Here is a 19,488-nt window from a genome sequence, read left to right on the forward strand (position 1 = left end):
TTCGAAAGAATTAATCGTGTAGTTTTGGATTAGATGTGTGTATCAATGATACACCCCAGTAAATCACGATCTCAGCGGCGTTTAATACTATTCGCGGTTGCGGTCGTCGGGACAGCACTCATTGCAGTCGCTCCGTCTCCGGGCGGGTTGACCGTGAAAGGGCAGTACGCGCTGGCGACGATGTTCTTCGCTGGATTTCTCTGGGTCACCGGCGCGCTCCCACTTGCTGTGACGGCTATTTCGATTCCGTTCGTCCTGACGGCACTGGGCGTCTACCCTGACTTAGACACGGCACTTGTCGGCTTCGCGGACCACCTCATCTTCCTGTTCATCGCTGGGTTCATGCTGGCGAACGCGTTGCAGAAGTACGATATCGACCGCAGAATCGCGCTGTACATGATGTACGTTATGGGGTCGTCGCCTCGCCGACTCGTCGGGGCCGTCATGCTCGCCACCGCCTTCCTCTCGATGTGGGTGTCGAACACGGCGACGACGGCGATGATGACACCCATCGCTCTCGGCGTTCTCACGCAGGTACTCGGCCGCGAAGAGGTCAAGGCGGCGGCGGACGACCCGAGCGCCGACATCGATTCGAGCGTCGCCGCGGATAGCCGTTCGGAAGACAGAGATTCAGGTACCTCGTCAGACGTGGCGTCCGACGGCGGGTTGGCAGACACCACTCGCTCCGATTCCTTCACGAACCTCCAGATTTCGATGTTGCTCGGGACGGCCTACGCCGCCAGCGTCGGCGGCGTCGGGACGCTTATCGGGACCCCACCGAACGCGATTCTCGCTGGACAACTGGACAAGATTCTCGGCTACGAAATCGGCTTCGTACAGTGGCTCCTTATCGGCCTCCCAATCGTCATCGTCACGCTTCCGATCGTCTGGTATCTCCTCACCTTCCGTATCTACCCGCCGAAGATAGACGACGTCGATGACGCCCGCGACGAAGCGGGGCGCTACCTCCGTCAAGAAGGCCCGCTGAGTACGCGTGGCAAGCGGGTCGCCATCATCTTCACCGCGACAGCGGGACTGTGGGTTCTCGGCGGTCTCGGTGGCTTCTTCAGCGACTATCTGCCCGCCGCGTGGGCGACGACCATCTTCGGCGGCAAGGGTGCGACGGTCCTCGGCGTCGAAGGTCATCAGGGACTGCTGTACTACGTGATGGTCGGACTTGCGGCCATTCCGGCGCTCGTCCTCGCAGACACGATGGAGTGGGACGAACTCGCAGACATCGACTGGGGAACCATTCTCCTGTTCGGCGGCGGCATCGCCCTCGCCGATGCTCTCGCTGCAACCGGTGCCACAAACTGGATAGCAAACACCGTATTCGGTTCGCTAACCGGCGCGCCAATCCTCCTCGTCGTCGGTGTCGTCGTCTTGCTGATCATCTTCCTCACGGAGATGACCTCGAACACCGCGACGGCGAGTATTATCGTCCCCATCCTCATCGGCATCGGCGGTATCTTTGCGACGACGCTCGGTCTCGCCGAAGTCTCCGCCGCCATCTTCCTCTCCGTTTCGGGAGCTGTCGCCGCGAGTTTCGCCTTCGCGCTTCCGGTGGCGACGCCGCCGAACGCCATCGTGTTCGGGTCGGGGTACATTCAACAAGAACACATGATGCGGGCGGGTGTCATCTTGAATCTCGTGATGACGGCCGTCTTGACCGTCCTCATCTGGCTCATGTTCCAGTTCGTCTGGCCCGCGATTCTCTGGTAAGGGTGGCACAGACGACGAAACGCCCGAAAAGGAGGTACATCGGCCCGCGGCCGATCACTTCGGGACCCACGTTTCGTGAAGGTGGTGCCAGCGGACGCCCTCCGGAGGGTCACCAGACTCCGCCCGATGGCCCGCAGAGCGTTGCTCTGTGACGGCTGAATCGCGGACGAACACGACTGAACTCACCCGTGTCGTCGCCTCCTCCGGTGCCGTCTGATGTTCGCGGTAGGTAAGGACGCAGGTGTCGCCGTCTTCGTGTCGAACTGCGACGTCGCTTACGTCGATAGAGAGGCCCGGCGCGTGGCCGTGGCCATCGCGGATGGAGTCGAGCAACGGATCACGTTTTCTCACCTCGCCGTCGGGAGTTACCATCTCGAACGCCGGACCGAGAGCGTCCGCGACACGGGCGAACGACTCGTCGGTTTCGGGTGCCTCACCGCGGAACCACCGCTCGAAAAAGTCGTGGAGTCCGACAATTTCGCGTTCGCAAGCCTCAGTCAGAGACATGTTTGCGACACACCCACCCGCGACAAAAAATCTATCCCGCAGCAGAACTCTGTCGCTCACCGGCGCGCCCACTCAAGCATCCGCGCGTAGAACGGGTCGGATTCGAGGGCGTTGGCGTCGCCGACGAGGACGAGCGACTTCTTCGCGCGAGTCAGCGCGACGTTGATGCGACGGTGGTCCTCGAAGATAGGTCCGTCGAGCGTTCCGCTGGCGACGAACGAGACGATGACGACCTCCTTCGAGGAGCCTTGGAATCGGTCTACGGTGTCCACAGTCACGTCTGTCCGTTTTCCGATCTCAGCTACTTGCGCTCGGAACGGCGCGATAACGCCGATATCGTCGGGTTCGACGCCCGCCGCGACGAACGTCTCGACGAGTTCGGCCACGCGCTCGGCTTCTACGGGGTTGGTGTTGCCGACGCGCGACCCATTGGGGTCGATGAACGCCACCGGGTCGCGGAGCGGTTCCGGGAGCGCCGACTCGTCCACACCGAGATCCGAGAGCCGTTGGGCGGCCACTTCACCGGTCGCGGGTCGAAGCGCGCCGTCGTAGAACTCCGCCGACGAGAACGCCTGAATCCGCTGACTCATACGGTACTGGCGGTCCAGCATCACCGACGCCTCCGGCGCGGCATCGATGAGTCGTTCGAAAAGCGACTGCTGGAGGTCGTTCTCCGCGCGGACGACTGGCGGCAGTTGTTCGTGGTCGCCGACGAGAACGAACCGGTCGGCGCGGTTGATGGCGGCGAGCGTTCCCGGTTCGGTCAACTGCGACGCCTCGTCCACGAGCGCCACGTCGAACGACTGCTCGCGCATCACGCGTGATCCACACGACGAAGTAGTCGCGGCGACGACGGGTGCATCGGTCAGTTCTGCGACCCGGTCGTTCGGGTCGCCGGTCGTCTTCAAGTGGAGATCCTGCATGTCCTCGCGGATGCCGTTCTCAGTGCCGACGCGCACCGCGTCCGCAAAGCCCTGATCGCGCAACGCTTCGAGTGCGTTGTCCACCGCACGGTTCGTGAACGCAGAGAGGAGGACACGGTTGCCGTCAGCGACGAGTGCGCGGACGATTCGAGCGATGGTGTACGTTTTTCCCGTTCCCGGCGGTCCGTGAACGAGAGCGAAATCCTCGGCGTCCACTGCGAGTTTCACGGCTTCGTTCTGCGCGTCGTTATTATCGATATACGTCGCCTCGCTTCGCTCTGTGAACGCCGGGTCCCGGCGGCCGAACAGCACGTCCTTCCGGTCTGAATCGCCCTTCAAAAGCGCGTCGTGGACGGCGGTGAGCATCCGCGAGACAGAGATTTCGGACGGGTATACGTCGAGTCGGCGGAGTTCGACGGGTTCGTCTGCGGTGACGACCACTCTGTCTCCAAGTTCGCGGATACGGCAGAGTTCTGCATGGCCTCCGACGGGGTCGCCGTTGCTGGCGAGACACACGTCGCCTTCCCGGAGTTTCGATACCGCGCCGTCGGGTTTCTTCGCCGTGAGTTCCCACCGCTGCCCCTCGATTTCACGTTGGTCGAGCGGTTCGAGACCGATGAGCGCTCTGTCGTCGTCGGCCCGTTCCGCGGCGGACTGCTCCCAGAGTTTGCGGTACTCTGCGTGCGTCTCGCGCCGCTCCTCCTCGATAGCGCGGTAGATTCGGTCGAAGTACTCGCGTTCGTCTTCGGGAAGGGGCTTACCGATCTTTCCTGCTTTCGACTCTTGGTCGAGACGCCCAGAGACCACCATGCAGGTGTCCTGTTCGAAGCAGTACTCGCAGTTGGCGTCCGCTTCGAATCCGGTCGGGACGGCGGTATCAAACTCCATCGCGGCGATTTCGTTACGCGTGCGGACGACGAACTCCAAGAGACCGTTTCCGATGGAGAACTCCTTTGCGGGCGAGAGGTCGCCGGACTCCTCGTGTCGTTCGAGAGCGGTGTTTTTCGTGTAGAGAAGCGTCCCCGTGTTGGCCGGGACGCCGCGTTCGTCGAGGACGAGAGCGTACGCCGCGGCCTGAATCTTATCTTGGAATCGCGGGTCGCGCTTGAGGTTCTTGCCGGTCTTCAGTTCGACGGGCATCCCGCGGCGGAGCGCGTCCGCCCGGCCTTTAATCCCGAACGTCGGCGAGATGAGCGTGTACTCCGAGCGCCACTCGTCTTCCTCCGTAAGCGTTCCCTGCGCTAACCAGCCCTCGATGGCGGCCGCATTCCGCCGCACCTCGTCTTCAACCTCGGTCGCGTCGTAGCCGAGCAAGCCGAGTTGCAGGCCCGCTTCGGCGACGCGCTCCTCGATAGCGTCGTCTAAGTCGCGCCCGCGGAGGAGGTCACCGAACACTTCGTGGACGATTGTCCCCTTCACGACGGGATAGTTCAGCGGGATTCCGGACAGTTTGTTCAGATAGTACATCCGCGGGCACTGCACCCACGAGCGAATGTCTGTCACGTCGACGAGGAAATCCGGTTCGAGGACGACGTACGACTCTTTCGCCGTCGAGTACGTCGGTTCGCCGCGATACTCCGACTCTTCGGCGTCGGTGACGAGAAGGTCCATGCCGGGTTCTGCGAGGTCTGCGGTGTGGGTCCACTTCCCCCAGAGCGTCACCCGGACGAGTGCATCGCCGTCGGCGTCAGTGGTGTCGGCCGATCCGTCGCCCACGGCGTCGATTGGTCCGTCACCCGCCGCACCGGGACGAATCGACACTTCGGCGAGCGAGCGCGTTCCGTACTGCGTCTCCACTTCGCGTTCGTCGCTCACTTCGACGATGCGGCCGCGGAGGTTCACACCGACAGGTCCGTGCCGGGGCGAAAAACGCTGTCGGTCACGGTTGTCGATCACGGACACGTTGCCGCCGACACCCTCCAGCGTCGTCTGAGTCAACTGCCTCGGGGTATCCGCCTTGAATTTTCGATGAATCTGCCAAAATCGGCACGCTCATCCGACACGACGTGGTACGGTTACGTATGCGCGTCAGGGATTGGAAAGACATCCTCTCGGACGTTACGGACGCCGGTGTGGACCCAGATGGGTGGCGTGCCGTTGCTGGCCACCGTGAGGACGGACTCGGTGAAGAACTCTTCTTGGGGCATCCGGACGCCGGCGTCTACGAACTGAAAACGTACGCGAAGAACCCGATGGAAGTTCGCGGCGTGGGTTCGCGCGTCGCGCGCCGTATCGACGACGACATCGAACCGCTCCTCCCACGTCGCGGCGACGACGGCGGCCGCTTTGCGGTCCAGTCGCCCCCGGAGGACGAAGACCACGCTGAATCGATGGCGAAACGGCTCGAAGAAACGGTGAAAGTACACGCCGAAGCGCCGACAACGCCCGAGGACCTATTTACCGACATGATGGACGCTATCGACAGTCCGGCGTTCGGACCGATGGAGTACGAGTTCGACGGCCGTCCGGACCGTCTAGACGACTTGACCGACGAGTTCTCTGATGCGGACGAACTGTTGACAGAGGATCTAGACGACCTCATCGAAGACGACGGCGTCGGTCGCGGCTTCCAGTAACCTGACGGACCGAACTCGACTTCCGTTCGTTGAATAACCTTTTTCCCGTTCGGTTCGGTCGATAGGCTATAGTGCCCCCGACGGAACTCTCAGAAACCCTACGAGAGTACACCGTACCGCTCGAAACGACAGATCCGAGCACCCCACCGAGTAAACACATCCCCGAGAAGGTGTTCGGCAACGCCATGCTCGTCGGTCTGGGCGAGGCCACCCACGGAACCCGAGAGTTCGTCCGTCTCAAACACCGACTCATCCGTCATCTTGTCGAGCGACGGGGATTCCGAACGCTCGCCATCGAGGCTGGACTCACCGCGACGTTGGCGGCCGACGACTACGTCTTCGAGGGCCGAGGGACGACCGAGACGGCGCTCCGTGAACTGGACAAGTGGCAGTGGCAGTCCGCTGCCGTCGGCGAACTCCTCCAGTGGCTCCGTTCGTTCAACGAGGGGCGGTCGCCAGACGATAGGGTCAGAATCCGCGGAATTGACCTCAACGACCCATCGAAACCAGCGGATCGACTGCAGTCGTCTTTTGAGAGACTCGACCTACCCTGGGTCGGCGCAGACGATATGGCGGCGATAGCTGCGCTGGCTGATTCACCCACCGGACCTGTCGGAGAGAAACGACGCGAGGCGGCTGTCAACGCCGTCCGAGCAGTGCAAGACGGACTCAGCGACGGTCACGCGGTTGACTCGACGGGCGAACGGGAACAAGAGCGGGAACGAACGCGAGAACGAGAGCAAGAGCGAGTGAGACACCTCTGCCGAGCAGTCGAACAGGCGTGTGAGTGGGCTCCGGTGCGTCATGCACACGACGGACCACATCCTGAAGGGATGGCAGTCCGCGACAGTCTCATGGCTCGGAACGCCGAACGAGCGCTCGAACTGGACCACGGCGAGGGCATCATCGCATGGGCACACGACGGCCACGTTCAGCGTGGCACGTTCGATGACGGCAGTCTGTGGGCCGACGTTGAGACGATGGGTGAACACCTGACAGCGGCGCTCGGGAGCGACTACCGGCCGGTCGGGTTCGACTTCGCCCGCGGATCAGTTTGTGCGCTTCCTTCGGGCGGAACGGCGGGCGACGGTCCGCGAGCGTTCTCCATCGACGACCCGCCAGAGGAGAGTGCGACGGCGTCGTTAGATACGCTCGACTGCGCTCCGTACCTCCTCCGCGTCGCCGCTGCAAGCGACTCGTCTCGACTTGAATCGCTTCTCGACCGACCGCAGCGACTCCGATACGTCGGATCGGTGTACGACTCCGAGACACCGCAGGAGGCGTTTCGAGAGACGGTGCTGTCGGAGTCGTTCGACGAACTGGTGTTCGTCCCCGAATCGACACCGGTTCGCCTGCTCGACTGACTGGCGCTCGGCCTCACCGCCTGCGACAACCATGTTTTCAAATCCCCTCATGCCGACGTGACTGGTATGAGCGCACGGGCAACAGTCGAGGACTACTACGAGGCTCTCCGGCGAGGAGAACCGTTGTACCCCTACTTCGCGGAGGAGGCCGACGCGGTGAAGTTCGGAGTGGGCGAGACGCTCGTCGGCTACGACGACATCGCGGAGGGCCTGCGCGAGCAGACACGAACGACGACAGACTGGACCGTCGAGAGCGACGCGCTGCGCGTCGTCGAACGTGAATCACACGCCGCGTTCTCTGACTCAGTTCGAATGGCGTGGACAGATACCGAGCAAGATATCGAGTACGACTTCGACACGCGGTGGAGCGGAACGCTCGAACGTCGGCCGACAGACGACGATCCGAACAGGGACGAGACGACCGACGAATGGGTTTTCGTCGGGATGCACGTCAGCGTCGCACACACAACGGAGGAGCAGTGATGGTCGGACCGAGTCTATCTGGCGAGGAGCGAACGGCCGCCAGCATGCGACTCAAAATCGGGTTCGTCCTCCTCGTTGCTGCCTCGGGCGCACTCGTCGCGTTGCAGGCCGGGGGAGAACCCGTCTATATCGCCGGCGGATTCGTCGGCGGGCTACTTCTCGGCATTATTCTCACGTATCTCCTCGTGCATTGGTGGTCGGATTTCGTGGCGACGACGAACCGCGGCCGTCGCTGAGTCGCCGCTGACGGACTACAGCCGCGACTCCGGATCCACCCGCGCAATCCACTTCCACGGATTTTTGATCTCCTCGTCGGTCGGCAGATGCTCCGGGTTCTCCCAAACGACGGACGCGGCGGCGACGCCGCGTTCGTCAGCCACCGTCTCGAAGAACTTCGCACCACGTTCGTACTGGCGACGCTTCACGCCGAGACCGAGGAGTCGCCGGGCGAGACGTGCGATGGGGCCGCCGCCGCTTCGTCGGGCGTCGAGCTTCTCGCGGAGGTCCGCATACTCCGCGTCAAACGCTCGATCCATGAGGAGTTCGGCGTATCCTTCGACGGCTGTCATCGCCGTATCGAGGTCTGAGAACGCCCGCCGGTCGAACTCGCCGTGAGCAAGGGAGTTCAATCCATCCTGCATCCTCGTTTCGAGGTGGCCCGAAAGCCACGGCGCGGCACCGAACTCGGCGGCGTGGGCGACTTCGTGGAAGGCAATCCATCGACGGAAACGGGGGAAGTCAACGTCCAGTGACTCCGCGACTGCAACGATGTTCGGGTGAACGAAGTAGAGACCGTGGTCCGCATCTCCCTCTGCGAGGAGAAGCGGGTCGTACTGCCCGAGGACGTTCTTGCCGAGGAACGATAGCATGAACGCCATCGTCCCAGTGTTGACGACGCGCGTGACGCCCGGGAGAGGGACGCGCCCGCGCTCCTCGATAGGACGCATGACGCGTTTGAACGTCCGAATGTTCGCGTCAATCCAGTGGTGACGGTTCTGTACTTCGACAACCTCGGGGAGATCGAACTCCACGTCGCCCACCGACTGGAGGCGTTGGCGGGCGTCGCGTACGTCCGTTGCGTACCCCTCGCGGTCCTCTGTGGAGAGCGTGAGATCACCGGGGTCGGTCACGTTCTTCGCGGCGTCGGCGACTGCGGCCCAGTCAATCGCACCGGTGCCTTCGCCGTCGCCCGAAGCGGTCGCAACCGCGTGGACGCTACGGAAGATATCCATACGTCGTCTGGGGGGCGCGCGGACAAAACGCTTGTTCCGATACCCGTATCAATCACCTGCTGTCCACAGGTCAGTCTCGCGCCGCCGTCAGCTGATTTAACGCCGAGTCGCAGGGTGTAACCGGGTGCTGACGGCACGGCCGTTTATACCTGTCCGGGCCGATTGCCCTCCATGCTCACGATAGATCATGTTGCTTTCGGAGGCAGCGAGTTGGATCACCTGCGCACAGCCGCGGCGGATGTCGGTCTCCCCTCGGAGTACGGCGGACCGCACGGCAACGGCACGACGCATATGGCCGTCGTCGGCCTCCCGGACGGCTCGTACATCGAATTCATCGCGCCGACGGAGGACACCTCCCCCGACGATGCCGACTTCTGGTCCGCGCATCTCGCGGCGGACGCCGGTCCGGCGGGATGGTGCATCGAAGTCTCGAACGTCGCCGCATCCGCGAAGACAGCTATCGATAGCGGAGTTCGCGTTGACGGCCCGCACGAGGCCAGTCGCGTCAGCCCCGACGGCACGCGCATCGAGTGGGACATGTGTTTCGAGGGACCCACTGATGACGGACGCCTCCCGTTCGTCATCGCTGACCGCACACCACGGTCGTATCGTACGACGCCAAATCTGGATCTCGTTGACTCGCCGCTCGTGGGAACCGCACTGGTCGTCCTCGCCGTCGAAAAGACAGACCGAACGGCCTCGCTTTTAACCCGCCGCCATCGCCTTCCAACACCGATTGCGGCAGATGGACCCTTCGACCGGTTCAGTATCTGCCCCGGCGCACCTGTTGCCTACGCCGAGACGGGTGACGGCGAAAATCAAAGCAGTACGGCCCAGATGCAGGCTGGTACTGACGATATCGCTAGTCGCGTGGATTCTCTCGGTGAAGGCCCGTGCGCGTACTTCCTCGCCGCAGACGATTTCGAGGCGGCGACAGAACAGTTCTCGCTGACCGACGTGCAGTCGTTCGGTCCCGACGGTGACCGCCGTGCGGCGTGGTTCGACCACGGGGTGTTTCGTGGCCGACTCGGCGTCGTCGAGTTGTAGCCACTCGTCAGTGAGTACGGCGTCGTCGCCACTCGCGGCGACAGCGAGAAAGGAAAATCGCGTCGTCTCTCGAAAGTTAGACTTCGGCTTCGAAGTCTTCGAGCGCGTACACCTGGTCGGTTCCGCGGCGGTCGAGCGTCTCGTTGGCGAGCAGCCAGTAGACGACCGACAGTGCGCGACGACCCTTGTTGTTCGTCGGCACGACGAGGTCCACGTTCGAGGTCTGGTTGTTCGAGTCGCACATGGCGATGACCGGGATGCCGACCGTGATGGCCTCCTTGACGGCTTGGGAGTCGCCGATGGGGTCGGTGACGACGACCACGTCAGGTTCGATGTAGCCCGCGTAGTCGGGGTTCGTCAGCGTACCGGGGATGAAGCGGCCCGTTCGGGCGCGCGCGCCAACTGCGTCGGCGAACTTCTTGGCCGGGAATCGACCGTACTGGCGCGAACTCGTGACCAGAATCTGCTCTGGGTCGTAGCCCGCGAGGAAGTCCGCGGCGGTGCGGATGCGCGAGTCCGTCTGGCTCACGTCGAGAACGTACAGACCGTCGTCACGGACGCGGTGGATGAACCGCTCCATGTCGTTGGTCTTCTGCTGGGTCCCGATGTGGACACCAGCACCGAGGTAGTCCTCGACGGGAATGAGGAGGTCGGCCTCCTCGTCCGGCATGACGTCCTCGTCGAACGTTGGTTCTTCTTCGGCTGCTTCGGCGTCGGCCTCGTCCTCCGCCGCCTCTTCGTCGGCGGCGTCGGCGGTAGTGGCCTCGGCGACTTCTTCTTCCGTCGTCTCGGCCGCCGCCGTCTCGGAGTCGTCGCTGGCCGCTTCGGCCTCCGCGACATCGTCGTCGACGACTTCGACCGCTTCGTTGTCGTTGTCTGTCATACTGCGTCGTCCGCGATGCGGATGAGTTCGTTGAGTTTAGCGGTTCGCTCGCCTTGGACCGTTCCCGTCTTGATGAAGGCGGCGTCGGTTGCGACGGCGAGGTGTGCGATGGTCGTGTCCTCCGTCTCACCCGAACGGTGGGAGATAACGGCGTCGTACCCGTTTCGGACGGCGAGTTCGACGGCGTCGAACGCGTCCGAAAGCGTTCCGATCTGGTTCGGCTTGATGAGGATCGAGTTCCCGGCACCGGCGTCGATGCCGTCCTGCAGGCGTTCGACGTTAGTAACGAACAGGTCGTCGCCGCAGATAAGCGTCTGGTCGCCCACACGCTCGGTCAGGTCTGCGAAGCCCTCGTAGTCGTCCTCGTCGAGGGGATCCTCGACGTAAACGAGGTCGTACTCCTCGACCATCTCGGCGACGTAGTCCACCTGTTCGTCGGTGGACTTCACTTCGTCACCGTAGACGTACCCGTCCTCGTCGTCATCGTAGAGTTCCGCGGCGGCCATATCGAGCCCGAAGCGGACCTCGAAGCCGAGTTCGTCTTCGACGTCGGAGACGGCTTCGTCTACGACCTCGAACGCTTCCGCGTCCGAGATGGGCGGTGCCCATGCACCCTCGTCGCCCTTTGCGGCGGGGGTGTCGCGTTCGTCGAGAATCTCCGAAACGCGTGCGTGAACTGCGGCGTTGGCGAAGACGGCCTCGGAGACGCTCGGCGCGCCGACTGGCGCGGCGAGGAACTCCTGAATGTGCGTGGCCTCTTTCGCGTGTTCGCCGCCGCCGACGACGTTACCGAGCGGAACCGGGAAGTTCTCGCCGCGGAACGCGCCGCCGAGGTGCTGGTACAGGGGTGCACCGAGCACGTCGGCACCGGCTTTCGCAGCCGCCATCGAGATGGCGACCGCGCTGTTGGCACCGATTTCGGAGAAGTTGTCCGTTCCGTCTGCGGCACGAAGTGCGCCATCGACTTCGCGCTGATTCCCGGCATGAACCTCTTCGATGAGGCGCGGGACAGCGTGACGCCGTGCGGCCGCGATGGCCTCTGACGGCGGCAGTTCGATGGCTTCGTACTCGCCGGTACTCGCACCGCTGGGTGCAGCCGCGCGGCCGAACCCACCGGATTGGGTGAGTACGTCCGCCTCGACGGTCGGGTTACCGCGCGAGTCGAGGACGCGCCGGAGTCGAACGTCGGTGATGAGTGTCATTTTCACTTACCCTCTCGTTGGACTGTGAACGGCAACACACCGGCGTCGTACTCCTCGGCCGCAATGAGGATTGGCTCACTCTGGTCCGTATCAAGGAGGACCGGCGCGCCGTACGACACCTGCAGCGCTCGCGCGCCGAGGATGCGTGCCTTCTCGTATCGGTTGTAGCGCTGTTGCATTATTGGTATGGTGCCACTACGTCCACAAGGTCCTTGTGCGAGACCATCATGCGCCGGCAGCAGTGACGCTCCACGCCGAGTTCGTCGAGAACCTTGGCGGGGTTTTCGTCACCTTCGCGGGCGCGTGCTTTGAACTCGTCCCAGTGTTCGCCGACGACGTTGCCGCACGTGAAACACCGGACGGGAATCATCATGGGTGGATCACCTCAGCGGTAGGACTTCTGGTAGCGTGCTCGTGCGCCCGGTCCGCCCCACTTCTTGGACTCGGACTGGCGAACGTCGTTGACGAGCAACGAACGGTCGAAGTCCATGTAGGCGTCTCGGAGTTCGGCGTCGTTGAGATATTGCACCAGCCCACGCGCGATGGCAGTTCGCACTGCATCTGCCTGACCGGCGAAGCCGCCGCCGGAGACGCTGACGTCGATATCGACCTGTGAACGGAGGTCCTCGCCAGCGATGCGGAACGGTTCCAGCATCTTCAGGCGGGCCATCTCCGGTTCGGTCAGTTCGACCGGGCGGGAGTTGATACGGACGCGACCCTCACCCTCGCGCACGGTTGCGCGAGCGATGGCGGTCTTCTTCTTTCCTGACGTGTTCGTTACCATGTGACGTTAGCACCCAGTTTCTCGGAAACCTCTCCGAGTGCGATGAACTTGATGTTCGACAGGCGGTCCAGCGAGGTGTCGTCGAGAACGTCGCCGTCCTCGTCGAACGGGTTGCCGACGTAGACGCGGACGTTCGAGAGTGCCTCGCGGCCCTTGTCGGTCTTGTACGGGACCATCCCGCGCACGGCGCGCTTGAAGATACGGTCCGGACGCTTGGGGTAGTACGGTCCCTGGTCCGAACCCACTTCGACGCGCTTGCGGTAGACGCCCATCACGTCGTCTTCGGATCCCGTGATGACTGCGTCTTCGGCGTTTACGATGGCGACCTTCTCGCCGGCGAGCGCCTTCTGGGCGACTTCGCTGGCGACACGGCCAAGGATACAGTTTCGCGCGTCAACGACAACGTCTGCGTCGAACTCGGCGAGGCTCATCGAATCACCCGTACATCGGACCCGTCGGGGTTCTGTTCTGCGATCTGTTCGAGGGTCACCGTGTCTCCGACCTGTTCTATCTTCTTGCGAGCGGACGACGAGAAGTCGACCGCTGCGACGGTAACGTTCTTTTCCAGCACACCGCTGCCCAGCACCTTGCCGGGGACGATAACGGTCTCGTCTTCCTTGGCGTACCGTTCGATACGACCGAGGTTGACCTCTGCGTGGGTGCGCCGGGGCTTTTCGAGACGGTCCGCGACGTCCTGCCACACGTTGGCGCCAGACTCACGAGAAACCGCCTTCAGCTCGGCGATGAGACTGTTGAGTCTCGGGTTAGTCTTACTCATTGTCTACCTCCTTCTGAGAAAACGGAGTGCAGGGAGCAGGATTTGAACCTGCGGACCCCTATGGGACAGCGCCCTGAACGCTGCGCCGTTGGCCAGACTTGGCTATCCCTGCTCGCACTCCGACGTACTGCGTGCCCCTTCAAACCAGTTTCGATTCGACGGCCGATAGGCTCGCCGGCGCTCGGGCGCGAGACGCTCGCGGACGCGGCCGTCAGGGCGGCTACGGGCGAGGCGCTCGCTTCGCGGGCGGCGAACGGTCGTCGAATGGTGGAAGGGACAGTCATTATTCTATATCGCTACTTTCTCTTCGAGTTCGGCCGCGCGGTCAGAGATACTCTCGACTGCGCGACGGACCAGTTCCGGGACGGTGAACGACCCGTCCGTCTCCACGTGGAAGACGAACGCGCCGGGCACGTCGTGTACCTCGACTTCCTTGCCGGGGTATCGCTTCGTGAGGTCGTTGTCGAACTCTGACGTGGGGACGAGTTCGCCGTCTTCGGCGCTCTCGTCGGCGGCGTGTTCGGCCGCCTGCTCTTCGATGACCCCTCGGAGAATGTTCGGTTCCTGCTCTTCGAACTCGTTGGCGTCACCAACGACCTCCACGCGGTGGAGATGTCGGTAGCCGACAGCCACACCACCTTGGTGCTTCGCGTGGGACTTCCCGTCACCGAGGACGGCGTCAGCCTCAAGTTCGAGGCGTTGGCCCTGCTTCAGTTCGATGATGGGCACGTTGTCCTCTGCGGGTTTGACGAGTTCGTCAGACGTCTCGATATCTCCGGAGTAGGCTGTTGCCGGACCTTCCACGTCGAGTGCAAGTGTCACGGTGTCGCCCTGCTCGAAGTCGTCGAGCGGCGTCGTGAGCGGAACGAGGCCGAGGCGGAGACCGATCATCTCGTCGAACATCACCGACGAGTTCTCGACGAACCGTACGGTGTCGATACTGAACGTCGGCACGTCAGCGATCATCGCTCGCCGGATGCCGTTGGCGACTGCCGGGGTCATCCCGCGAACGAGGAAGCGAGCCTTTCGGTCGTCGCGTTCGATGAACTCGACCTCGAAATCTTCTGCCATGGGTCTATGTTAGAGTCGGCTGTTTTTCGGCGCGCGAGTACCGTCGTGCGGAATCGGCGTGACGTCCTCGATACGGCCGATTTCGAGACCGGCACGGGCGAGGGCACGAATCGTTGCCTGTGCGCCGGGGCCGGGGCTCTTGTTGAGGTTGCCGCCGGGGCCGCGCACGCGAACGTGCAGGCCCTCGATGCCGGCCGCTTTGACTTCCTCTGCGACCTTCTCGGCCATCTGCATGGCCGCGTATGGCGACGCCTCGTCGCGGTTCTGCTTCACCACGGCACCACCGGACGACTTGGCGATGGTTTCAGCGCCAGTCTGATCGGTGATGGTGATGAGCGTGTTGTTGAACGATGCGTGTACGTGGGCGATGCCCCACTTTGCGCCGGAGTTCTCGGATTCGCTCATTGGTTACTCCTGACCCTCTGCTCGCTCGGGGTGTAGTTCGTCCGAGAGCGGACTGCCTTCGTCGAATTCGACGAGGCCCTCCTCGGAGACTTCGACCATCTTCGACGGACGCGTGACGCGGGCACCGTCAACGACCACGTGGCCGTGAACGATGAACTGCCGCGACTGGTCCGGCGTGTGACCGAGGCCTTTGCGGTAGGCGACGGTCTGCAGACGACGTTCGAGGATGTCGGTCACGTCGAGACCGAGGACCTCGCTGATGTTGTCGTCTTCAGAGAGAATGCCGTAGCGGCGGAGACGGTCGAGGAACTCGACGCCGAGTTCCTCGGCCTGCTCCATGTCACCCTGCGCTTCACCGATGAGGCGTCGGGCCTCACGGCGGTAGTTACGCAGTTCGGACTGGGCACGCCAGAGTTCCTCTTTGTTCTTCAGACCGTAGCGCCCGAGGAGGTCGGCCTCCTGTGCGATGCGCTCGCCCTGGAACGGATGATTCGGCGTCTCGTAGAATTTGGTGTTCTTACCGGTCGCCATTATTCTTCACCGCCCTCTTCGGCGGCCTGTTCTTCTTTGATGGCTTCGACGTTCACGCCGATGGTCCCCTCCGTACGTCCGGTGGACTTCGTGCGCTGACCGCGCACCTTCTGTCCGCGCTTGTGGCGGACGCCCTTGTAGGAGTTGATCATCTTCATGCGGTTAATGTCGTGGCGGCGCTTCTGTTCGAGGTCCGAGCCGGTCTTGTGGGTGGTCTCGCCGGTGTAAAAGTCATCGCGGCGGTTGATCATCCACTCGGGGGCGTGGTCGTTGAAGTTCTCGACAACATCGACAACGGCGTCGATGTCATCTTGGTCGAGAAGCCCGAACGTCTCCGTTCGGTCCACACCCGCGGCGTCGGCGACGATGCGCGCCGTGCGCTTGCCGATACCTTTCATGTCGGAGAGACTCCGCTCTACCGTCTTCGTCCCGTCAAGGTCGGTCTGACCGATCCGGACGAAGTACTGGAGGTCTTCCTCCTCCTCGGGAGCGTCGTCTTGTGGTTCTTCTGCACTCATGACTGGAAAGTCGGGTGAGCGTTGCGGCGGGGATTCGAACCCCGGAGGCGTGGTGCCACTGAGTTAGCAACCCAGCGCCTTGGGCCAGGCTTGGCTACCGCAACACACAATTTGGTTACTGTCGCCCTTCCGGACTCGGGACCGATGCCCCTACAGCGTATTGCAATCGGAACAAAACGTGGCCTCTACTTAAGCATCACGATAGGGTGTGCGGATGAGATCGGGACACACGCGAGCCTGAAAGACGGCCTGAGAGCGTTGAATGGAACCGAACAGTGGTCTCGGATATCCAACAGCGCAGCCGATTCGATAAGTTATAACGTGACAGGTGTGTGCCGGGTTAGACCATCCGCCGAACGGCTATATCCACCGAGAGACAACGGCCAGTTATGACTGCGGAGGCTCCGACTACCGGCACGCCCAGTAGACCCCTCTCCATCGAGTCGGAGGCGGAACTCGACGAACTGATCGCCGAAAACGACCTCGTGCTGATCGACTTCTACACGAAGGGATGTACGCTCTGTCAGAGTATCGAACCCGTCCTCGGAAACGTCGCTCGCGCGCACGACAATTTGACTGTTGCTCTTTGCAATCCGCGTGAGGACCCGCCACTCATCGAGCGATTCAACATCCAAAGCGTGCCGACGCTCGTTCTGTTCGAGGACGGTGAGCGCGCCGGAAGGCTCGCAGACGGATTCCAAGGCGGTGCGGCCATCGACGACTTTCTCGCCGAGTCGCGATCAGATACGTAATACTCGAAGGGGGAACGGACGAGTCGGTCGGCCGTTATCAGGCCCCGATGTACTTCTCGTTGATAACCCACTCGTCGTCTTCGTCCTGCACGAGGTACTCACCGTAGTAGGGGACGCGGTTCGCCACCGTCTCGCGGTACGCCTCTCGAATCTCCCCGCGGGTCATCTGGCCCATCGGTCGTAAGTCGTCGTTTCGGTTGAGACAGCCTTTGAGATACCCCTCGTGCGTAACGCGCACGCGATGGCAGTTTGCACAGAAGTCCTCGTTCTCCACGGGATCTACGATTTCGACCATCCCTTGGCCGACGTAGTAGCGGCGGCGGTGGTGCATCTCGCGCATCTCTACTCGATCCGCCTTCCCTTCGAGCCAATCGTGGACGCGTTGGATGTCGATGTTCCATTCGGGGCGACCCGTCAGTTCGGGCATGTACTCGATAAGTTGGAGTTGCAGGCCGGGATTCTCGGCGACGTGATCGACCATCTCCTCGACGTACCCCGCGGTGTGTTCGAAGACGACCATGTTGAGTTTCACCGGGTCGAGTCCGGCGTCGAGGGCTGCTTGGACTCCCTCCAGCACGTTGTCGTACGCGCCGGACTTCGTGATCTCCGCGAACGCTTCGGGGTCTAACGCATCTTGAGAGACGTTCACCCGAGAGAGACCGGCCTCTTTCAGGTCTTCCGCGCGTCCGGGAAGGAAGGTTCCGTTCGTCGTCAGCGAACTCTCCATCGACTCGGGTGTGCGGCGGATAATCTCCGCTAAATCTTGGCGGAGCATCGGTTCACCACCGGTGAACTTCACCTTCTCGACGCCAAACTCCTCAACGACTTCGAGGAAGCGAACGACATCGTCGGTAGACATCTCGTCGTCCGACGGTTCCATCGGACCGCGCGTGTCGCCGAGTCCCTCGTTGTGGCAGTAGACGCAGTCGAAGTTACACCGGTCGGTGAGAGAGATGCGGACGCCGCTCACTTCGCGTCCGAAGTCGTCCACGAGCATGTATCGAATCTGGCATTCGACGCTGATAAATTCGCGGTCAGTTCGGCACGAGTCGTAACGTGTGAGGGTTACGTTCGGCAGGGATTCGGATTGGTACCGGTTACAACTCCTGCAATGTGAGACGGTCACCGCATCGTTCCACGCGCGATAGTTGACAACCCTTATCGGCCGTCCTCACGGAGTCTGTGACATGAACGACGAAGCGGTACGCGACCGGCTCCGGGCGGTCGAGGACCCGGACCTCGGCGACGACATTGTCTCGGCGGGGCTTGTCAACGCTATCGAGGTTGCGTCCGACGACGCGGACGACGGTTCGGGCGTCGTTCGCATCTCGCTTGCACTCGGTGCGCCGTATTCGCCGCACGAGACTGATATCGCCGCGCAAGTGCGCGAACAGTTCAGCGACACCGACTACGAAGTAGATCTCACGGCGAAGATTCCATCCGATCTCTCCGCAGACGAGGACGTGCTACCGGGCGTGAAGAACATCATCGCCGTCGCGTCCGGAAAGGGTGGTGTCGGCAAGTCCACTGTCGCGGTGAACCTTGCGGCGGGACTGTCGAAGCTCGGTGCGCGCGTCGGCCTGTTCGACGCTGACATCTACGGCCCGAACGTCCCGCGCATGGTCGCGGCCGACGAAGCACCGCAAGCGACTGGCGATCAGACCATTGTTCCGCCGGAGAAGTACGGCATGAAGCTCATGTCGATGGCCTTTCTCGTCGGCGAGGACGACCCGGTCATCTGGCGCGGTCCGATGGTTCACCAACTCCTGACGCAGTTAGTCGAAGACGTGCAGTGGGGCGAACTCGACTACATGATTCTGGACCTCCCACCGGGGACGGGTGACACGCAGTTGACTGTCCTCCAGACGCTCCCACTCACAGGCGCGGTCATCGTGACGACGCCGCAGGACGTGGCTATCGACGACGCTCGCAAGGGCCTCCAGATGTTCGGCAAGCACGACACGAACGTCCTCGGCATCGTCGAGAACATGTCGTCGTTCCGGTGTCCCGACTGCGGGTCAAGCCACGACATCTTCGGCGCAGGTGGTGGCGAGGCGTTCGCCGCGGAGAACGACATGCCGTTCCTCGGTGCGATTCCGCTGGACCCCGATGTCCGAACCGGTGGCGACGGCGGCCGGCCGGTGGTTCTCGAAGACGAAGGCGAGACGGCAGAGGCGTTCCGACGGATGACCGAGAGTGTCGCTGATATGGCTGGCGTCGTCCGGCGACGCGAGGTTTCGGAGCGATGAGCGAGGACGAGGAACTACCCGAGGAGTTGCAGGAGGACGAACCCGATTGGGAGATGGCTCCTGACTCCGACGCCGAGTTCGAACCGGACGCGGAGCGACGAGAGTTCCTTCGTGGGATAGCCGAAGACGTATACGGCGACTCGTCCGAAAGCAAACAGCTTTCGGCCATCCTCTATCGCGTGAGCGACCTGTACGATCCGGACGAGGACACGTCACCCGAGGAGATCTACCTCAACGTCAGGCACATCATGGATATCAAGGCGAAAGGCGGTCTGCGGAAAGACTGAGTCTGGCTTTACTTTCACCAGCGCAGTTCGACTGAAATCTCTCTCGGTGGTTTCTCCCGGCCCTGTCCAACCCGTATTCGCCCGACTGCAAGGAGTTTCACTTTCACCGTGCACCGACCACTTGTTTTGAGTTTTCGACGAACCGAACGGTACGCACAGTATTCGACCGACTCA

At 62.5% G+C, this 19,488-nt stretch carries 24 protein-coding genes and 2 tRNA genes; 9 read left to right on the plus strand and 17 right to left on the minus strand.

Going from position 1 to position 19,488, the window contains the following annotated elements; translation table 11 throughout:
• Window positions 1-45 precede the first annotated feature (45 nt).
• Window positions 46-1,722: an SLC13 family permease gene (locus tag HBOR_RS05970; RefSeq protein WP_013440540.1), complete on the plus strand. Its 1,677-nt coding sequence runs from the start codon at window positions 46-48 to the stop codon at window positions 1,720-1,722.
• Window positions 1,723-1,776: 54 nt separating this feature from the next.
• Here HBOR_RS05970 and HBOR_RS05975 read toward each other — a convergent pair whose 3' ends face one another.
• Both HBOR_RS05975 and HBOR_RS05980 read right to left on the minus strand, forming a co-directional pair.
• Entirely contained in the window at window positions 1,777-2,229 is a 453-nt protein-coding gene (locus HBOR_RS05975) for a DUF4440 domain-containing protein (RefSeq protein WP_006054053.1), read from the minus strand.
• Between the two features lie 56 nt (window positions 2,230-2,285).
• Window positions 2,286-4,994, minus strand: a complete 2,709-nt coding sequence (locus HBOR_RS05980) for an AAA domain-containing protein (RefSeq protein ID WP_006054054.1) — start codon at window positions 4,992-4,994, stop codon at window positions 2,286-2,288.
• A 179-nt stretch (window positions 4,995-5,173) separates the two neighbouring features.
• Between HBOR_RS05980 and HBOR_RS05985 the strand changes: the two genes are divergently transcribed.
• From HBOR_RS05985 to HBOR_RS06000, 4 genes are all read left to right on the plus strand, one after another.
• The gene (locus tag HBOR_RS05985; RefSeq protein WP_006054055.1) at window positions 5,174-5,728 is read left to right on the plus strand and encodes a hypothetical protein; all 555 of its coding nucleotides are present in this window, start codon (window positions 5,174-5,176) and stop codon (window positions 5,726-5,728) included.
• A gap of 71 nt (window positions 5,729-5,799) precedes the next feature.
• On the plus strand, window positions 5,800-7,092 hold the full coding sequence (locus HBOR_RS05990) for an erythromycin esterase family protein (protein ID WP_006054056.1): 1,293 nt from the start codon (window positions 5,800-5,802) through the stop codon (window positions 7,090-7,092).
• Window positions 7,093-7,158: 66 nt separating this feature from the next.
• Window positions 7,159-7,575: a nuclear transport factor 2 family protein gene (locus tag HBOR_RS05995; RefSeq protein ID WP_006054057.1), complete on the plus strand. Its 417-nt coding sequence runs from the start codon at window positions 7,159-7,161 to the stop codon at window positions 7,573-7,575.
• Window positions 7,575-7,811 carry a hypothetical protein gene (locus tag HBOR_RS06000; RefSeq protein WP_006054058.1) on the plus strand — a complete coding sequence of 79 codons (237 nt, stop codon included), beginning with the start codon at window positions 7,575-7,577 and terminating at the stop codon, window positions 7,809-7,811. Before HBOR_RS05995 ends, HBOR_RS06000 begins: the two co-directional genes overlap by 1 nt.
• Before the next feature lie 15 nt (window positions 7,812-7,826).
• On the opposite strand, the gene HBOR_RS06005 is transcribed toward HBOR_RS06000, so the two are convergent.
• Complete coding sequence (locus tag HBOR_RS06005; protein WP_006054059.1) at window positions 7,827-8,807, minus strand: zinc-dependent metalloprotease; 981 nt, start codon at window positions 8,805-8,807, stop codon at window positions 7,827-7,829.
• 171 nt (window positions 8,808-8,978) lie between these two features.
• Between HBOR_RS06005 and HBOR_RS06010 the strand changes: the two genes are divergently transcribed.
• Complete coding sequence (locus tag HBOR_RS06010) at window positions 8,979-9,854, plus strand: VOC family protein (RefSeq protein ID WP_006054060.1); 876 nt, start codon at window positions 8,979-8,981, stop codon at window positions 9,852-9,854.
• Window positions 9,855-9,930: 76 nt separating this feature from the next.
• Here the strand turns inward: HBOR_RS06010 and rpsB are convergent, their stop codons facing one another.
• From rpsB to HBOR_RS06075, 13 genes are all read right to left on the minus strand, one after another.
• Complete coding sequence (gene rpsB / locus HBOR_RS06015; protein WP_006054061.1) at window positions 9,931-10,737, minus strand: 30S ribosomal protein S2; 807 nt, start codon at window positions 10,735-10,737, stop codon at window positions 9,931-9,933.
• Window positions 10,734-11,939 carry a phosphopyruvate hydratase gene (gene eno, locus HBOR_RS06020; RefSeq protein ID WP_006054063.1) on the minus strand — a complete coding sequence of 402 codons (1,206 nt, stop codon included), beginning with the start codon at window positions 11,937-11,939 and terminating at the stop codon, window positions 10,734-10,736. Before eno ends, rpsB begins: the two co-directional genes overlap by 4 nt.
• A 2-nt stretch (window positions 11,940-11,941) precedes the next feature.
• On the minus strand, window positions 11,942-12,121 hold the full coding sequence (locus tag HBOR_RS06025) for a DNA-directed RNA polymerase subunit K (RefSeq protein ID WP_174261581.1): 180 nt from the start codon (window positions 12,119-12,121) through the stop codon (window positions 11,942-11,944).
• Window positions 12,118-12,312, minus strand: a complete 195-nt coding sequence (locus tag HBOR_RS06030) for a DNA-directed RNA polymerase subunit N (RefSeq protein ID WP_006054065.1) — start codon at window positions 12,310-12,312, stop codon at window positions 12,118-12,120. The genes HBOR_RS06025 and HBOR_RS06030 overlap by 4 nt, the downstream gene beginning before the upstream one ends.
• Window positions 12,313-12,324: 12 nt before the next feature.
• Window positions 12,325-12,723, minus strand: coding sequence for a 30S ribosomal protein S9 (locus tag HBOR_RS06035; RefSeq protein WP_006054066.1), 399 nt, complete (start codon window positions 12,721-12,723; stop codon window positions 12,325-12,327).
• Window positions 12,717-13,154 (minus strand): 50S ribosomal protein L13, encoded by a 438-nt coding sequence (locus HBOR_RS06040; protein WP_006054067.1) that lies wholly within the window; start codon window positions 13,152-13,154, stop codon window positions 12,717-12,719. The genes HBOR_RS06035 and HBOR_RS06040 overlap by 7 nt, the downstream gene beginning before the upstream one ends.
• On the minus strand, window positions 13,151-13,501 hold the full coding sequence (locus HBOR_RS06045; RefSeq protein WP_006054068.1) for a 50S ribosomal protein L18e: 351 nt from the start codon (window positions 13,499-13,501) through the stop codon (window positions 13,151-13,153). Before HBOR_RS06045 ends, HBOR_RS06040 begins: the two co-directional genes overlap by 4 nt.
• 27 nt (window positions 13,502-13,528) lie before the next feature.
• Window positions 13,529-13,613, minus strand: a tRNA-Leu gene (locus tag HBOR_RS06050).
• Between the two features lie 176 nt (window positions 13,614-13,789).
• Window positions 13,790-14,572 carry a DNA-directed RNA polymerase subunit D gene (locus HBOR_RS06055; RefSeq protein ID WP_006054069.1) on the minus strand — a complete coding sequence of 261 codons (783 nt, stop codon included), beginning with the start codon at window positions 14,570-14,572 and terminating at the stop codon, window positions 13,790-13,792.
• A gap of 9 nt (window positions 14,573-14,581) precedes the next feature.
• Window positions 14,582-14,977 carry a 30S ribosomal protein S11 gene (locus HBOR_RS06060; RefSeq protein WP_006054070.1) on the minus strand — a complete coding sequence of 132 codons (396 nt, stop codon included), beginning with the start codon at window positions 14,975-14,977 and terminating at the stop codon, window positions 14,582-14,584.
• Window positions 14,978-14,980: 3 nt separating this feature from the next.
• Window positions 14,981-15,508, minus strand: coding sequence for a 30S ribosomal protein S4 (locus HBOR_RS06065; protein ID WP_006054071.1), 528 nt, complete (start codon window positions 15,506-15,508; stop codon window positions 14,981-14,983).
• Complete coding sequence (locus tag HBOR_RS06070) at window positions 15,508-16,026, minus strand: 30S ribosomal protein S13 (RefSeq protein WP_006054072.1); 519 nt, start codon at window positions 16,024-16,026, stop codon at window positions 15,508-15,510. Before HBOR_RS06070 ends, HBOR_RS06065 begins: the two co-directional genes overlap by 1 nt.
• Window positions 16,027-16,045: 19 nt before the next feature.
• Window positions 16,046-16,130, minus strand: a tRNA-Ser gene (locus HBOR_RS06075).
• Between the two features lie 285 nt (window positions 16,131-16,415).
• Between HBOR_RS06075 and HBOR_RS06080 the strand changes: the two genes are divergently transcribed.
• Window positions 16,416-16,778, plus strand: coding sequence for a thioredoxin family protein (locus HBOR_RS06080; protein WP_006054073.1), 363 nt, complete (start codon window positions 16,416-16,418; stop codon window positions 16,776-16,778).
• Between the two features lie 37 nt (window positions 16,779-16,815).
• Here the strand turns inward: HBOR_RS06080 and moaA are convergent, their stop codons facing one another.
• Window positions 16,816-17,775, minus strand: a complete 960-nt coding sequence (gene moaA, locus HBOR_RS06085) for a GTP 3',8-cyclase MoaA (RefSeq protein ID WP_006054074.1) — start codon at window positions 17,773-17,775, stop codon at window positions 16,816-16,818.
• Between the two features lie 190 nt (window positions 17,776-17,965).
• On the opposite strand from moaA, the gene HBOR_RS06090 reads away from it, so the two are divergent.
• Both HBOR_RS06090 and HBOR_RS06095 read left to right on the plus strand, forming a co-directional pair.
• Window positions 17,966-19,027, plus strand: coding sequence for an Mrp/NBP35 family ATP-binding protein (locus HBOR_RS06090; protein WP_006054075.1), 1,062 nt, complete (start codon window positions 17,966-17,968; stop codon window positions 19,025-19,027).
• A complete protein-coding gene (locus tag HBOR_RS06095) occupies window positions 19,024-19,314 on the plus strand; it encodes a hypothetical protein (protein ID WP_006054076.1) in 291 nt (96 codons plus the stop codon). Before HBOR_RS06090 ends, HBOR_RS06095 begins: the two co-directional genes overlap by 4 nt.
• Window positions 19,315-19,488: the final 174 nt, after the last annotated feature.

Origin of the sequence: Halogeometricum borinquense DSM 11551, from assembly GCF_000172995.2 — an archaeon.
Classification (GTDB): domain Archaea; phylum Halobacteriota; class Halobacteria; order Halobacteriales; family Haloferacaceae; genus Halogeometricum; species Halogeometricum borinquense.